The organism is Cupriavidus sp. YAF13, assembly GCF_052113425.1.
GTDB lineage: Bacteria > Pseudomonadota > Gammaproteobacteria > Burkholderiales > Burkholderiaceae > Cupriavidus.
Genome location: NZ_JBFRDD010000015.1, coordinates 36,707 through 51,239, shown reverse-complemented (window position 1 = coordinate 51,239; position 14,533 = coordinate 36,707). Strand labels below are relative to the sequence as shown.

Annotated in this window: 12 protein-coding genes; 1 reads left to right on the top strand and 11 read right to left on the bottom strand. The window is 65.0% G+C overall.

Annotation, left to right across the window (positions count from 1 at the left end; genetic code table 11):
- Positions 1-20 precede the first annotated feature (20 nt).
- From AB4061_RS14570 to AB4061_RS14540, 7 genes are all read right to left on the bottom strand, one after another.
- Positions 21-464 carry a PaaI family thioesterase gene (locus AB4061_RS14570; protein ID WP_441634865.1) on the bottom strand — a complete coding sequence of 148 codons (444 nt, stop codon included), beginning with the start codon at positions 462-464 and terminating at the stop codon, positions 21-23.
- Between the two features lie 91 nt (positions 465-555).
- Positions 556-1,338, bottom strand: coding sequence for an SDR family oxidoreductase (locus AB4061_RS14565; protein WP_174426386.1), 783 nt, complete (start codon positions 1,336-1,338; stop codon positions 556-558).
- A 69-nt stretch (positions 1,339-1,407) separates the two neighbouring features.
- Complete coding sequence (locus AB4061_RS14560) at positions 1,408-3,258, bottom strand: acyl-CoA dehydrogenase (protein ID WP_441634863.1); 1,851 nt, start codon at positions 3,256-3,258, stop codon at positions 1,408-1,410.
- A gap of 200 nt (positions 3,259-3,458) precedes the next feature.
- A complete protein-coding gene (locus AB4061_RS14555; protein WP_441634861.1) occupies positions 3,459-3,638 on the bottom strand; it encodes a hypothetical protein in 180 nt (59 codons plus the stop codon).
- 14 nt (positions 3,639-3,652) lie between these two features.
- On the bottom strand, positions 3,653-4,831 hold the full coding sequence (locus AB4061_RS14550; RefSeq protein WP_043346629.1) for an acetyl-CoA C-acyltransferase: 1,179 nt from the start codon (positions 4,829-4,831) through the stop codon (positions 3,653-3,655).
- A 128-nt stretch (positions 4,832-4,959) separates the two neighbouring features.
- Positions 4,960-5,595 (bottom strand): bifunctional nicotinamidase/pyrazinamidase, encoded by a 636-nt coding sequence (pncA, locus tag AB4061_RS14545; protein WP_441634858.1) that lies wholly within the window; start codon positions 5,593-5,595, stop codon positions 4,960-4,962.
- Positions 5,596-5,686: 91 nt separating this feature from the next.
- Positions 5,687-7,768: a 3-hydroxyacyl-CoA dehydrogenase NAD-binding domain-containing protein gene (locus tag AB4061_RS14540; protein ID WP_174426390.1), complete on the bottom strand. Its 2,082-nt coding sequence runs from the start codon at positions 7,766-7,768 to the stop codon at positions 5,687-5,689.
- A gap of 499 nt (positions 7,769-8,267) precedes the next feature.
- Here AB4061_RS14540 and AB4061_RS14535 point away from each other — a divergent pair, with 499 nt between their 5' ends.
- A complete protein-coding gene (locus tag AB4061_RS14535) occupies positions 8,268-9,818 on the top strand; it encodes an amino acid permease (protein WP_441634856.1) in 1,551 nt (516 codons plus the stop codon).
- On the opposite strand, the gene AB4061_RS14530 is transcribed toward AB4061_RS14535, so the two are convergent.
- From AB4061_RS14530 to AB4061_RS14515, 4 genes are all read right to left on the bottom strand, one after another.
- Positions 9,719-10,759: a threo-3-hydroxy-L-aspartate ammonia-lyase gene (locus AB4061_RS14530; protein WP_441634854.1), complete on the bottom strand. Its 1,041-nt coding sequence runs from the start codon at positions 10,757-10,759 to the stop codon at positions 9,719-9,721. The genes AB4061_RS14535 and AB4061_RS14530 overlap by 100 nt on opposite strands.
- 8 nt (positions 10,760-10,767) lie before the next feature.
- The gene (locus tag AB4061_RS14525) at positions 10,768-11,673 is read right to left on the bottom strand and encodes an amino acid ABC transporter substrate-binding protein (protein WP_441634852.1); all 906 of its coding nucleotides are present in this window, start codon (positions 11,671-11,673) and stop codon (positions 10,768-10,770) included.
- Between the two features lie 115 nt (positions 11,674-11,788).
- The gene (locus AB4061_RS14520; RefSeq protein WP_441634996.1) at positions 11,789-13,114 is read right to left on the bottom strand and encodes a dicarboxylate/amino acid:cation symporter; all 1,326 of its coding nucleotides are present in this window, start codon (positions 13,112-13,114) and stop codon (positions 11,789-11,791) included.
- A gap of 434 nt (positions 13,115-13,548) precedes the next feature.
- Positions 13,549-14,511 (bottom strand): threo-3-hydroxy-L-aspartate ammonia-lyase, encoded by a 963-nt coding sequence (locus tag AB4061_RS14515; RefSeq protein WP_441634850.1) that lies wholly within the window; start codon positions 14,509-14,511, stop codon positions 13,549-13,551.
- Between the last annotated feature and the right edge of the window lie 22 nt (positions 14,512-14,533).

Here is a 14,533-nt window from a genome sequence, read left to right as displayed (position 1 = left end):
CGCGTCCCTGTCCTGCGGCCTCAGCCGTCCGCGCCGGTATCCGAAGCGCCGCTCGCGGCACGTTGCGGGGGCACGCGCTTGACGAACTTGAACGTGCCCGACCCGCGCGACACGGTCTTGCCATCGGCATCCACGATCTCCGCCTCGCAAAAGGCCATGGTGCTGGTACGGTGCACGCACTGGCCACGCGCGATGAGCTTGCCGCGCCCGGGCGCCATGAAACTGGTCTTCATCTCGATGGTCACTACCCCGCGGCCATCGGGATCGGTTGCGCGGCCGGCGATGGCCATGGCCACGTCGAGCAGCGTCATCAGCACACCGCCATGGGCCATGTCCCAGCTGTTCTGGTGGCGCGTTTCCAGCGCCAGTTCGATCTCGCTGCCCTCCTTGTCCATGCGGGTGCATTGCACGCCAAGATCGGCAAGGAAGGGAATCGTGAGGGGAAATCCGTTGGTTTTAGTCATAGTTGCTAGTGTGGCGAAGACGGTACGGCTGGCCGGCTGGCGAGGCGGAAAGCCCCGCCCCGCACGGGCCAACCGCATTGGAGCATGGACTTTATACCGCGCTCACGCCGCCATCCACCGCCAGCACCTGGCCGGTGATGTGCTTGCCGGCGGCGCTGGCGAACAGCAGCGCCGCGCCCTTCAGGTCTTCGTCGTCGCCCAGCCGGTGCAGCGGCACCGATGCGCACATGGCATCCACCCCAAGGCGGTCCAGCGAGCCCTGCGTCATCTTGGAGGGGAAGAAGCCCGGCGCCAGCGCGTTCACCGTGATGTTGTGCTCGCCCCACTCGGCCGCCAGCGTGCGGGTGAAGTTCACCACCGCGCCCTTGGAGGTGTTGTAGGCAATGGTTTCCATCGATCCCGGCGGGTTGCCCGCCAGGCCGGCGATGGAGGCCACGTTGATGATGCGGCCATAGCGGCGCGGAATCATCGACAGCTTGCCGATGCGCTGCGACAGCAGGAACACGCCGCGGATATTCAGGTTCATCACCTTGTCCCACGCTTCCACGGGGTGGTCTTCGGCAGGCGCCCCCCAGGTGGCGCCGGCATTGTTGACCAGGATATCGATATGGCCCAGCTTGGCCAGGGCCTCGTCGGCCAGGCGCACGATATCCGCATCGCGCGCGCCGTCGGCGGCGATCCACTCGGCATCGATGCCAAGCGCCTTGAGGTGGGCTTGCGCCGCTTGCAGCTCATCGGCCTTGCGCGCCGACAGCACGATGCGCGCGCCCTGCTCGCCAAGCGCTTCGGCGATCTGCAGGCCAAGCCCGCGCGAGCCGCCGGTGATCAGTGCCGTCCTGCCCTTGAGGTCGAACAATTGCTGGATGGTGTTCATGGTGTCTCCCGATTTGGTGTGGCGCGCACAGATCGGTGCGCGCGCTCGTTCATCTTGTGTGGCTGCCGCTCAGAACCAGGCGTCCTGCATGTCCAGCGTGGTGCGGTCGAGCGACGCCAGCAGGTCCAGCTGCGGGCCCACCTTGGGCAGCTCCCAGCGGAAGAAGTACGCCGCCGCCGCCAGCTTGCCGCGATAAAAGTCCTGGTCTTCCTGGCCCTTGGCCCCCGCCAGCGCGGCTTGCGCCACCAGTTCCTGCTCCAGCCAGGTCCACGACAGCACGACATGGCCGAAGGCTTCCAGGTAGACCGAGGCGTTGGCCAGCGTCACCTTGGCGTCACCCGCCGCCCACAGCGCCTGCGTGACTTGCGCCACGCGCGTGACGGCGGCGCCCAGCGCCTTCGCGTGGCTGCCCAGCGCGGCATCGCCGCTCGCCAGGGCGCGGCCGATGGTGGCCTGGATCTCTTCGCCCAGCGCCTTGAATGCCGCGCCGTCCTTCATCACCACCTTGCGGCCCAGCAGGTCCAGGCCCTGGATGCCATGCGTGCCTTCATGGATCGGGTTGAGGCGGTTGTCGCGGTAGAACTGCTCCACGTTGTACTCGCGGGTGTAGCCGTAGCCGCCATGCACCTGGATGGCCAGGTTGTTGGCTTCCAGGCACCACTGTGACGGCCAGCTCTTGGCGATCGGCGTGAGGATATCGAGCAGCAGTGCCAGGCGTTCATGCTCGGCGCCCTGCGCTGCACGTTCCTGGTCCACCAGTTGCGCGCAATACAGGTTGAGCGCCAGCCCGCCTTCCACATAGCTCTTCTGCGCGAGCAGCATGCGCCGGATGTCCGCATGCTCCACCAGCCGCACCTGCGGGCTGGCCGGATCCTTGCCGCCGGGGCCGATCGGGCGGCCTTGCGGGCGGTTGCGCGCGTAATCGACCGAGTGCAGGTAGCCGGTATAGCCCAGCATGACCGCGCCCAGCCCCACGCCGATGCGGGCCTCGTTCATCATATGGAACATGCAGGCCAGGCCTTTGTGGGCCTCGCCCACCAGGTAACCAATGGCACCCGCCTTGCCGCCCGGTTTGTACTTCATGCCTTCGCCGAAGTTCAGCAGGCAGTTGGTGGTGCCGCGATAGCCCATCTTGTGGTTCAGGCCGGCCAGCACCACGTCGTTGTGCTCGCCCAGGCTGCCGTCGGCGTTGACCAGGTATTTCGGCACGATAAACAGCGAGATGCCCTTCACGCCCGGGATCAGCTTGCCGTCCGGGCCGGGAATCTTGGCCAGCACGAGGTGGACGATATTATCGGAGAGCTCATGCTCGCCGGCCGAAATCCACATCTTGTTGCCGCGCAGGCGGTATTGCTGGCCGAGCGGCGATTCGCCCTCGTAGTCGGCGCGCGTGGTGATGTCGGACAGCGACGAGCCGGCCTGCGGCTCGGACAGGCACATGGTGCCGAAAAAGCGGCCTTCCATCTCCGGCTTGACGAAGGTCTCCACCTGCGCCGGCGTGCCGTGCGTGAGCAGCAGGTTGGCGTTGCCGATGGTCAGGAAGGGATAGGAGCTGGTGCCGACGTTGGCGCCCTTGAAGTAGGCAAAGCCGGCCTTCTCCACCACCACCGGCAGTTGCATGCCGCCGATGTCGTAGTCCTGCCCGGCGGCCATCAGGCCGGCCTCGCAAAAAGCCTTCAGCGCGGTCTTGACCTCGGGGATGATGCTGACGGTGTCGCCGTCGAAATGCGGCTCTTGCTGGTCGTTCTTCTTGTTGTGCGGCGCGAACAGGTCGGTGGCGATCTTCTCGCAGGTATCGAGCGCGGCGTCGAAGGTCTCGCGGGAATGGTCGGCGTAGCGCGGAATGCGGGTCAGCCCTTCGACCTTGAGCCATTCGTACAGCACGAAGTTCAGGTCACGGCGGGAAAGGATCAGCGACATGGCAGGAAACGGCTCCCAGACTGAAAGGGAAAATCAAAGATGCGCGACCCGGCGGCGGCTGCATCAACTGCAAGCCTCGCGGCGGGGATCATCGCTGTCTCCACAACGGCGCGCTCTCGTGGCACACCGCAAATTCTGTATCTCAACATGGCGCGGGGAAAGAAAAAGGCGCTCGCGCGCCCGTCTCTTGCCTGCCGTGCCTAGCGGCCTTCGCCCAGGCAGGCGATCAGCGTGTCGCCGATCGCCGGACGCAGGTAGTTGATCTTGTAGCCGGAGGCCACCACCGGCGCGGCCATGGCCGCGCTGGCCAGCACCGAGAAGGGCTGGCTGGCCAGCACCTCCCGGCCATGGGCCAGCATCGGGTCGGCTGAATCGCTCACGGTACCGGGCCGCCTCAGAAGACCTCGAACAGGCCGGCAGCACCCTGGCCACCGCCGATGCACATGGTGACCACCACGTACTTCGCGCCACGGCGCTTGCCCTCGATCAGCGCGTGGCCGACCAGGCGGGCGCCCGACACGCCATAGGGGTGGCCCACCGCGATGGCGCCGCCATTGACGTTCAGGCGGTCCATGGGGATGCCCAGGGTGTCGGCGCAGTACAGCACCTGCACGGCGAAGGCTTCGTTCAGTTCCCACAGTCCAATGTCGGCCACCGTCAGGCCGGCTTTCTTCAGCAGCTTGGGCACCGCGAACACCGGGCCGATGCCCATTTCGTCAGGCTCGCAGCCGGCGACGGCAAAGCCGCGGAACGCGCCCAGCGGCTGCAGGCCGCGGGCCTCGGCCACCTTCGAGTCCATCACCACGACCGCCGAAGCGCCGTCGGAGAACTGCGATGCGTTGCCTGCCGAGACCACGCCGCCGGGCATGGCGGTGCGGATCTTCGACACGGCTTCCAGCGTGGTATCGCCGCGGATGCCTTCGTCGGCCGAGACCGTGACTTCCTTGGTCATCAGCTGGCCGGTCGCCTTGTCGGCCACGCCGGCGAGCACCGTGATCGGCACGATTTCATCGTTGAACTTGCCGGCTTCCAGGGCGGCGAAGGCGCGCTGCTGGCTGCGCACGCCGTATTCGTCCTGGCGCTCGCGCGAGATGTTGTAGCGCTTGGCCACGTTCTCGGCAGTTTGCAGCATGTTCCAGTAGATTTCCGGCTTGTTCTTGGTCAGCCAGTTTTCCTGGATCATGTGGCGGTTCATTTCCTGCTGCACGCAGGAAATGCTCTCCACGCCACCGGCCACGAAGATGTCGCCTTCATCGGCGATCACGCGCTGCGCGGCCATGGCGATGGTTTGCAGGCCGGACGAGCAGAAACGGTTCACGGTGGCGCCGGGCACGGTAACCGGGCAGCCCGCGCGCAGCGCGATCTGGCGCGCGATATTGGCGCCGGTGGCGCCTTCCGGGTTGGCACAGCCCATCAGCACGTCTTCCACTTCGCCGGCGTCGATCTTGGCGCGCGCAATGGCGTGCTGGACCGCGTGGCCGCCCAGGGTCGCGCCGTGGGTCATGTTGAAAGCACCCTTCCAGCTTTTGGCCAGGCCGGTACGTGCGGTGGAAACGATGACTGCCTCTTTCATGTCTTGCTCCTCGGTATCTCTGGTATCTGGTGACCTGCGGCGTGCGTTCACGTCCGGCAGTGTCATGCAATATGTCGTTGGCTGGGTTCAGCCGTGTCAGCTCGGGTTGGCTTGGCGATTCTTCGGTTTCAGGACAGCACGGCGGCCGATTGCAGGCGTCGCACGCCCGCGGCTTCCAGGTCTTGCCACGCACGCGCCAGCGACCCGTCGAGGTCGATGGCGCGGCAGGCATCCTCGACCACGACGGCCTCGAACCCCGCCGCCCGGGCATCCAGCGCGCTCCAGGCAACGCAGTAATCCGTTGCCAGTCCCACGCAAAACACCCGGCGCACGCCACGCTCGCGCAGATAGCCCGCGAGCCCCGTCGGGGTGGCGCGGTCGGCCTCCATGAAGGCCGAGTAGCTATCCACCTCGCGGTGATGGCCCTTGCGGATCACCATCTGCGCTTGCGGCACTTCCAGCCCGGCATGCAGCGCGGCGCCGTGGGTGTCCTGCACGCAATGCGTGGGCCACAAGACTTGCTGGCCATAGGGCAACGCCACGGTCTGGAACGGCTGCTTGCCGGCATGGTTGGCAGCAAACGAAACGTGATCGGCGGGATGCCAGTCCTGGGTCAGCACCACGCGCGCAAACGCCGTCGCGAGGCGGTTGATCACGGGCACGACTTCATCGCCCTGCGCCACGGCAAGCGCGCCGCCCGGCATGAAGTCGTTCTGCACGTCGATGACCAGCAGGCAATCTTCGGGGCCGTATTGCTTGGCCATGCCGCTACTCCTCGCTTGGTGACCGGTTTGCGATCAGTGATGAGAACCCCGCGCGGCCTGGCTGCGCCGCGCGAAATCGCCTTGGCTGTACTTAGCCGTTGAAGCCCTTGCCCTCGCCAGCCAGCTTGACCAGCAGCGGGGCTGCCTGCCAGGCTTCGCCGTGGTAGCCCTTGGCATAACGCGCCATCGACTGCGCCACATTGAACAGGCCAACCTGGTCCGCGTACAGCATCGGGCCGCCGCGGAACAGCGGGAAACCGTAGCCGGTCAGGTAGACCATGTCGATATCCGAGGCCTTGGAGGCAATGCCTTCTTCCAGGATCTTGGCGCCTTCGTTGACCAGCGCGAACACCAGGCGCTCGACGATTTCCTCATCGGAGATCTTGCGGCGGGTGATGCCCAGGTCCTTGGAGTGCTGCACGATCATGTCGTTGACCTGCTGGTTCGGGTACGGCTTGCGGTCGCCCGCCTTGTAGTCGTACCAGCCCGCGCCGGTCTTCTGGCCATAGCGGCCCAGTTCGCACAGCAGGTCGGCGGTCTTGGAGTACTGGATCTCCGGCTTGTCGATCGCGCGGCGCTTGCGGATCGCCCAGCCGATGTCGTTGCCGGCCAGGTCGCCCATGCGGAACGGGCCCATGGCAAAGCCGAACTTCTCGATGGCCTTGTCCACCTGCTCCGGCAGCGCGCCTTCGTCCAGCAGGTAGCCGGCCTGGCGGCTGTACTGCTCGATCATGCGGTTGCCGATAAAGCCGTCGCACACGCCCGATACCACGGCGGTCTTCTTGATCTTCTTGGCGACCTGCATGACGGTTGCCAGCACGTCCTTGCCGGTCTTCTCGCCGCGCACCACTTCCAGCAGCTTCATCACGTTAGCCGGGCTGAAGAAGTGCATGCCGACCACGTCTTGCGGACGCTTGGTGAAGGAGGCGATCTTGTTGACGTCCAGCGTGGAGGTGTTCGAAGCCAGGATCGCACCCTGCTTCATCACTTCATCCAGCTTCTTGAAGACGATTTCCTTGACGCCCATTTCCTCGAACACGGCCTCGATGACCATGTCCGCGTCCTTGATCTCGTCATAGGACAGCGTGGTGGTCAGCAGGCCCATGCGCTGCTCGACCTTCTCCTGCGTGAGCTTGCCCTTCTTGGCGCTGTTCTCGTAGTTCTTGCGGATCGTGGCCACGCCGCGGTCCAGCGCTTCCTGCTTGGTTTCCAGCATGATCACCGGCACCCCGGCGTTCAGGAAGTTCATGGTGATGCCGCCGCCCATGGTGCCAGCGCCGATCACGGCGACCTTCTCGATCTTGCGGGTCGCGGTGCCTTCCGGCACGTCAGGAATCTTGCTGGCGGCGCGTTCGCCAAAGAAGGCGTGACGCAGCGCGCGCGATTCGGGCGTGGTGATCAGGTACATGAAGCCTTCGCGCTCGGCCTTCAGGCCAGCTTCGAACGGCTTGAGCGAGGCGGCCACGGCATCCACGCACTTCAGCGGCGCCGGGAAGTTCTTGGCGACGGCTGCCACGGTATTGCGCGAGAAAGCGATAAAGCCTTCCGCGTTCTCGTGCTTGACCTTCAGGTCGCGCACCTTGGGGTACGGGCCAGGGTTGGCCGCCGCCGTCTTGGCAAACGCCACGGCCGCGGGCAGCACGTCGCCGTCGACGATCTCGTCGAACAGCTTGGTGCCTGCGAATTTTTCGCTGGGGATGGCGTTGCCCGACACGATCATGTTCAGGGCGGCTTCCAGGCCGATCACACGCGGCAGGCGCTGCGTGCCGCCAGCGCCGGGCAGCAGGCCCAGCTTCACTTCCGGCAGGGCGATCTGCGCTCCCTTCGAAGCCACACGGTAGTTACAACCCAGCGCCAGCTCCAGGCCACCGCCCATGGCAACGGAATGGATCGCCGCCACGACGGGCTTGCTCGAGCCTTCCACGACCTTGATCACCGAGTGCAGCGTCGGCTCCTGGGTGGCCTTGGGCGTATTGAATTCACGGATGTCGGCGCCGCCCGAGAAGGCTTTGCCGGCGCCGGTAATGACGATGGCCTTGACGGCCGCATCGTCCAGCGCACGGGTCATGCCTTCGACGATGCCAAGCCGGGTGCTGAGACCCAGGCCATTGACGGGGGGATTGTCGAGCGTGATGACGGCGACGCCGTCCTGAACCTGATACTGCGCTGTCATGCTGGTTCCTTTGGTAACTAGAAGTTGTCTCGGGATTCGAATTCTCGAATTATGTTTTTCCGCGGGGCCCCAAACCACCGCCCGGCCACCGGGGAAGCACTGTGCTTGCCGCCCTCGGCCCGTGCCCGCCCTGTCGCGAGCGGATCAAGCATACACAAAATAGCACGGTCGTTCAATTTCATTTTGGGGCTTCGCTGGCACTCCCATGCGCCTCGTTCATGGCGGATCTCGCCCGCGTGCATTCAGGCTGCCGAAAGGCTGGCAAAGGGCACCAAAAAACTAGGGTAAGCCCGGAGTCTCATGGCCCATGCGGCACATTCCCCAGCCCTTGAGGATTACCTCTAGTCACAGTAGGCGACTTTCCTGACATAAACCGCCGCAATCCTCGGATTTACCCGGATAACCCGGTAAACTCGCGCGCTTTGCCCGCACGGGCGCCCCACAAGGCGTCGCCCGTGCCGAAGCCGCGGCCCCGTCCGCCGAAGTTCCAGTGACCCTGATGTCTTCCCATCCACATCCCCATCCTCACCAGCACCCCATCGTCGAGCACGACGACCTGCAGCGCAAACTCAAGGCCCGCCACCTGACCATGATCGCCATCGGCGGTGCGGTCGGCACCGGGCTGTTCGTCGCCTCCGGCGCGTCGATCTCCCAGGCGGGGCCCGGTGGCGCACTGCTGATGTACTGCCTGATCGGGCTGATGGTGTACTGCCTGATGACCAGCCTGGGCGAGCTCGCCGTGCATATGCCCGTGGCCGGCTCTTTCGTCACCTACAGCGCGCTGTACGTAGAAGAAGGCTTTGGCTTCGCGCTCGGCTGGAGTTACTGGTTCAGCCTCGCGGTCACGATTGCCGTGGAGCTGGCGGCGGCGCAGCTAGTGATGCAGTACTGGTTTCCGCACGTCTCCGGCGTGGTGTGGAGCGCGGGCTTCCTGCTGCTGATGTTTGGCCTCAATGCCTTTTCGGTACGCGGCTTCGGCGAGGCCGAGTACTGGTTCGCGCTGATCAAGGTGGCCACGATCCTGATCTTCCTGGCTGCCGGCCTGATGATGATCTTCGGCATCATGCAGGGCGGCCCGCAGTCCGGCTGGCACAACTTCACGCTGGGCGATGCCCCCTTTGTTGGCGGCATCCCCGCCATGTTCGGCGTGGCCATGATCGCCGGGTTCTCCTTCCAGGGCACGGAAACGGTCGGCGTGGCCGCCGGCGAAGCCGCCGACCCGGCACGCACCATCCCGCGCGCCATCCGCCAGACCTTCTGGCGCATCTTGCTGTTCTACGTGCTGGCGATCCTGATCATCGGCGTGCTGATCCCCTATACCGACCCCAGCCTGCTGCGCAACGACGTCACCGACATCGGGGTGAGCCCCTTCGCGCTGGTGTTCCGCCACGCCGGCCTGGCCTTCGCCGCCGGCCTGATGAATGCCGTGGTGCTGACCGCCCTGCTCTCCGCCGGCACCTCCAGCATGTACGCCTCCACCCGGATCCTTTACGGGCTGGCGGTCAGCGGGCGGGCGCCGCGCGCGCTGGCGCGCCTGTCCGCCAGCGGCGTGCCCTACGTCGCGCTGTGCGCCACCGCCGCCGTCGGCGCCCTGTGCTTCCTCAGCTCGCTGTTTGGCGACAAGGCAGTCTACCTGTGGCTGCTGAACACGTCCGGCATGACTGGCTTTATCGCCTGGCTTGGTATTGCCATCAGCCACTACCGCTTTCGCCGCGGGCTGGTGCACCAGGGCTACAAGCCGTCCGACCTGGCCTACCGCTCGCCGCTCTACCCGTTTGGCCCCATCTTTGCCATCGTGCTGTGCGTGGTGATCGTGCTTGGCCAGAACTACCAGGCCTTCTCCGACGTGCGCGGGCGCTGGCTGGAGATTGTCGGCACGTATATCGGCGTGCCGCTGTTCCTGGTTCTCTGGCTTGGCTATCGGCTGGTAAAGAAAACGCGGCTGATCGACTACGAAGATATGCCGTTCAACTGCAAGCGGGCAACCGAGGCAGGGCCGGCTGCAGCTTCACTGCCAAGGCACGCGTCCGCCGACAGCAATGCCGCATAACGCGCCAGATCCACATTGCCGCCGCTGATGATGATGCCAACACGCTTGCCCAGCAGCGGCAACCCCGCATAGCGCGCGGCGGCAAGGCCAAGGCAGCCGGTCGGCTCGACCACCAGCTTCATGGCCTGCGCGAACATGCGCATGCATTCGCGCAGCGCGTGGTCCGGCACGGCGACGATGTCGGTCACGCCGCGGCGGATCAGCCCGAACGTCAGCGCCCCGAGATGCTGGGCGCGCGCGCCGTCGGCGATCGTGTCGGGTGGCTCGATATGCACGATGTCGCCACGGCGAAGCGACTGCTGCCCATGATTGCCCGCCTGCGGCTCGACGCCGTACAGCAGGCAGCCGGGCGAGAGCTGTTCCTTCACCAGGGCGGCGCCCCCGAGCAGCCCCCCGCCCCCCTGGCAAACGAACAGGGCATCGAGCGGGCCGGTTTCCTCCAGCAATTCGCGCGTGACCGTGCCTTGCCCGGCAATGACATCGGCATGGTCGTAGGGCGGGATCAGGGTCAGCCCGCGCTCTTCCGACAGGCGCCGCGTGATCGCTTCGCGGTCGTCCACCTGGCGGTCGTACAGGACCACCTGCGCGCCATAAGCACGGGTCGCCTCCACCTTGGACGCCGCCGCGTCGCGCGGCATCACCACCGTCACCGGAATGCCAAGCACCTGCCCGGCAAGCGCAATGCCTTGCGCGTGGTTGCCGCCGGAGAACGCGACCGCGCCGCGGCGGCGCTGCCCGGCATCGAAGCGCGCCAGCGCATTGAAGGCGCCGCGAAACTTGAAAGCGCCGGTACGTTGCAGGTTCTCGCACTTGAAGAACAGCTCGGCGCCGACCCAGGCATCCATCGCGGGCGAACGCAGCACCGGTGTGCGCCACGCGTGCCCGGCCAGCCGGTTGGCGGCGGCCACCACATCGTCATAGGTCGGCAGGGCGGCGCGCATCGGCCGATTCACTCTGCCGCCTCGTCGGTGGGACGCTTCCACGCGGCCAGCACCTCGGGCGATGGCGTCAGCGCAAGGTTGACGCCGCGCGTACCGATCGGCTGCTGGAACCAGCGCTTCTGCAATGCCACCACCTCCGGGCCGGCGAAGACCGCGGTCAACGTCTGGTCGACCAGCTGCTTCCATTCCGGATCGGATTTCGGCAGCATCAGCGCGTTGCGTTCGGTGGAGAGCGCCGGCCCGACGACCGTGTATTGCGACGGGGCCTTTGAATTGGCGCGCAGGCCGTACAGCACCACATCATCCAGCACGAAGGCCTGGGCGCGGCCGGTCTCCAGCAACAGGAAGGACTCGTTATGGTCCTTCGCGTACACATCGTTGTAGGCGTACTGCGTCTTGAGCCGGCGCACGTGACGGTCGCCGGTGGAACCCGCGCTGGTGACCACGACCTTGCCGCGCAGATCATTAAGGGATTGAATGCCGGAATCCTCGCGAACCAGCATGCGTACCACCGACACATAGTGCGATACGCTAAATGCCACCTGCTTCTGGCGCTCGACCGTATTGGTGTTGGGCGCGCAGTCCACGGTCACCAGGCCGTTCATTACCGCCGGCACGCGGCTCTRCGCCGTCAGCGGCAGCCAGCGCACCTTCAGGTCCTTCAGGCCGAGCTTCTGGCGCGCGGCCTCGGCCACGCGCAGGCACAAGTCCACGGCGTAGCCCGAAGGCTGGCCCTTGATATCGGAGAAAGAGAACGGCAGCGCGCCCTCGCGAAAACCCATCGCGATCGTGCCGGATTCCCGGATCTGCTCCAGGATCGGACTCTGGGCGCGCGCGGACTGGAGGCTGGCCAACGCAGCGAGGGCGGTCAGCGCGGCGAACGCGCGCGCTGTGAATGAGACAGGAAAGGACATGGCAGGTGCTCGGGCAAAGTGCGTAAGCGTATTGCGCACTCCGCCCCGGCGAAACAATATCTTTCTTATAAGAGCATGCCCGGCATTCTCATAAGCAAATTGCTTTTCCGTGCGATCAAGCCAGGGTCGCCGGGGAAGGTATCGCTTGCTCGACCGAATCGCCGTGACCGGCGCCCAGATCACCGCAAAGCGGGTCGAACGCTTCCTCGGTCCCCAGCTCCCCTTCCCATTTGGCAACGACGGCAGTGGCAATGCTATTGCCCAGGACATTGGTCGCCGTGCGCCCCATATCCAGGAACTGATCGATTCCCATCACCAGCAACAGGCCGGCCTCCGGCAAGCCGAACATCGGCAAGATGGCGGCTACCACTACCAGCGAGCCGCGCGGGACCGCGGCCATGCCCTTGCTGCTGACCATCAGGATCAAGAGCATGGTGATCTGGTGCCCGAGCGACATAGGGATATCGAAGGCCTGCGCGATGAAGACCGCCGCAAACGCCTGATACACCATGGAGCCGTCGAGGTTGAAGGAATAGCCCAGCGGCAGGACAAAGCCGACCAGGCGCTTCTTCACCCCGAAGCGCTGCAGCCGCTCGATCATCTTCGGGTAAGCCGCCTCGCTGCTGGCGGTGGAAAAGGCAATCATCATGGGTTCGCGGATACCCTTTGCCAGATCGAACATGCGTCCCTTGAGAACCGCATAGCCCGCGATGAAGAGGACTGCCCACAGGGCCAGCAAAGCGAGATAGAACGCGCCAATGAACTTGCCATAGGTCACCAGTACGTCAAGACCCTGCACGGTGACGGCAGCGGCAAGCGCCGCAAAGATGCCGACCGGCGCGAACAACATCACCGTATTCGTGATGCTCAGCATCACGTGCATCAGTTCGTCGACGGACCGCTTCAGGAACTGGCCCGAGCCGCCGGTCGTCTTGCCCAGCGCAATGCCGAAGAAAAGCGAAAAGATCAGGATCTGCATGATCTCGTTGGTCGCCATGGCATCGAAGATGCTCTTGGGGAAAATATGCGTGACGAACTCTTTCAAGTTGAGCGCGCTGGTCTTGAGGTTCGTGCTCGCGCCAGCGTCCGGCAGAACCATGTTCAGGCTGACACCGGGTTGCGCCAGGTTCACGAACAGCAGTCCGATGCTCAGCGACACAAGTGACGCGAGGATGAACCATGTCAAGGCCTTGGCGCCGATACGGCCAATTGCCTTGGTGTCGTCCATGCTCGCGATGCCCGAGACCAGGGTCGCGAATACGAGCGGGGCGATGATCATCTTGATCATGCGCAGGAAGATCTCGGTGATGATCGAGAAATTCCCGGCAATCGCCTTGGCAGCTGCCGCGTCCGCCGCCATGCGGTGACAGGCATAGCCGACGATGACACCCAGGACCATGCTGAGCATGATCCAGCGGGTAAGTTTGTTAGTGGTTTTCAAAGCTTCGCCTCCTGGCCAGTTTCCAATATCGACGTGCAGTGCATCCCGCCCATGCCGATAAGACAGATTATCCAACACTAGACAAAACGTCAACACGATGAAAACCCGAAGTGTCTTGGCAAGCCGAGCGCGCAGCGCCGGCGGCAGGCGCACGCAAGCGCGTGCCGCCGGACGACGGCAGCAAAGCAAAGCCATGGAGGAGATGGCCTGAGCGAGGCCAGGCATGCAATGGCGATACCGGGGGGGGAATTTCCGGTGAAGGCAAACGCCATCGCGCGCGCAGCCTGATGGACAGGCTCGCACGGATGATGATCGGTAGGAGTGGTCGAATCTGTTCCTGGCTGTGATGCCGCCGGGGCCAACGTCACCCGCGCCACGCGGCATGGCCGGCCGGTGCCATGCGCACCAGCCGCCCCGCTCGCTAATCGGGCCAATCAGCCAGCAAGCAACGCTGCGAACCGGTCGATATCGATGTTCCCGCCGCTGATGATGACACCCACGCGCTTGCCTTGCAGTTCTGCCTTCATGGCACGCACGGCGGCAAAGCCGAGGCAGCCGGTGGGTTCCACCACCAGCTTCATGCGCGACGCGAAGAAGCGCATGCAGTCGACCAGTTCGTCGTCGGTCGCGGTAACGATGTCATCGACATCGCGGCGAATGATCTCGAACGTGTAGTTGCCAAGGTGCTGCGTCTGCGCGCCGTCGGCGATGGTCTTGGGGGTCTCGATATGCACGATCGAGCCAGTGCGGAACGACTGCTGGCCGTCGTTGCCGGCGGCAGGCTCCACGCCGTAGATCTTGCAATGCGGAGCCAGCGCGCGCGCGGACAGCGCGGAACCGGAGAGCAGCCCGCCGCCGCCAAGGCAGACGAACAGGGCATCCAGCTCGCCGGTTTCCTCGAACAACTCCTTGGCCGCGGTGCCCTGCCCGGCGATGACATCCGGGTGGTCATACGGCGGGATCAGGGTCAGGCCATGTTCCTCGGCCAGCTTGCGGCCAATGGCCTCGCGATCTTCCGTATAGCGGTCATAAATGACCACCTTGGCGCCGTAGCCCCGGGTCGCGGCCACCTTGGCAGCCGGCGCATCATGGGGCATCACGATCGTTGCGGGGATGCCGAGAATTGACGCCGCCAGCGCAATGCCTTGCGCGTGATTGCCCGACGAGTAAGCCACCACCCCCGCCCGCCTCTGGCGCTCGTCGAACTTCGAGACCGCATTGAAGGCGCCACGAAACTTGAAGGCGCCCATGCGCTGCAGGTTCTCGCACTTGAAGAAGAGCTCCGCGCCCACCTCCTTGTCCGCGGTGCGCGAGCGCATGACGGGGGTGCGGTGCGCGTAGCCCTCAAGCCGCCCGGCGGCGGCTGACACATCATCAAAGGTCGGTAGATTCAGCATGATCGTAAGTCTCGTTTGAGTA

Excerpts from the sequence above, each read along its gene's own strand:
- AB4061_RS14550 (WP_043346629.1), bottom strand. The coding sequence starts at position 4,831 with ATGAAAGAGGCAGTCATCGTTTCCACCGCACGTACCGGCCTGGCCAAA.
- AB4061_RS14570 (WP_441634865.1), bottom strand. The coding sequence starts at position 464 with ATGACTAAAACCAACGGATTTCCCCTCACGATTCCCTTCCTTGCCGAT.
- AB4061_RS14540 (WP_174426390.1), bottom strand. The coding sequence starts at position 7,768 with ATGACAGCGCAGTATCAGGTTCAGGACGGCGTCGCCGTCATCACGCTC.
- AB4061_RS14535 (WP_441634856.1), top strand. The coding sequence starts at position 8,268 with ATGTCTTCCCATCCACATCCCCATCCTCACCAGCACCCCATCGTCGAG.
- AB4061_RS14560 (WP_441634863.1), bottom strand. The coding sequence starts at position 3,258 with ATGTCGCTGATCCTTTCCCGCCGTGACCTGAACTTCGTGCTGTACGAA.
- pncA (WP_441634858.1), bottom strand. The coding sequence starts at position 5,595 with ATGGCCAAGCAATACGGCCCCGAAGATTGCCTGCTGGTCATCGACGTG.
- AB4061_RS14515 (WP_441634850.1), bottom strand. The coding sequence starts at position 14,511 with ATGCTGAATCTACCGACCTTTGATGATGTGTCAGCCGCCGCCGGGCGG.
- AB4061_RS14530 (WP_441634854.1), bottom strand. The coding sequence starts at position 10,759 with ATGCGCGCCGCCCTGCCGACCTATGACGATGTGGTGGCCGCCGCCAAC.
- AB4061_RS14565 (WP_174426386.1), bottom strand. The coding sequence starts at position 1,338 with ATGAACACCATCCAGCAATTGTTCGACCTCAAGGGCAGGACGGCACTG.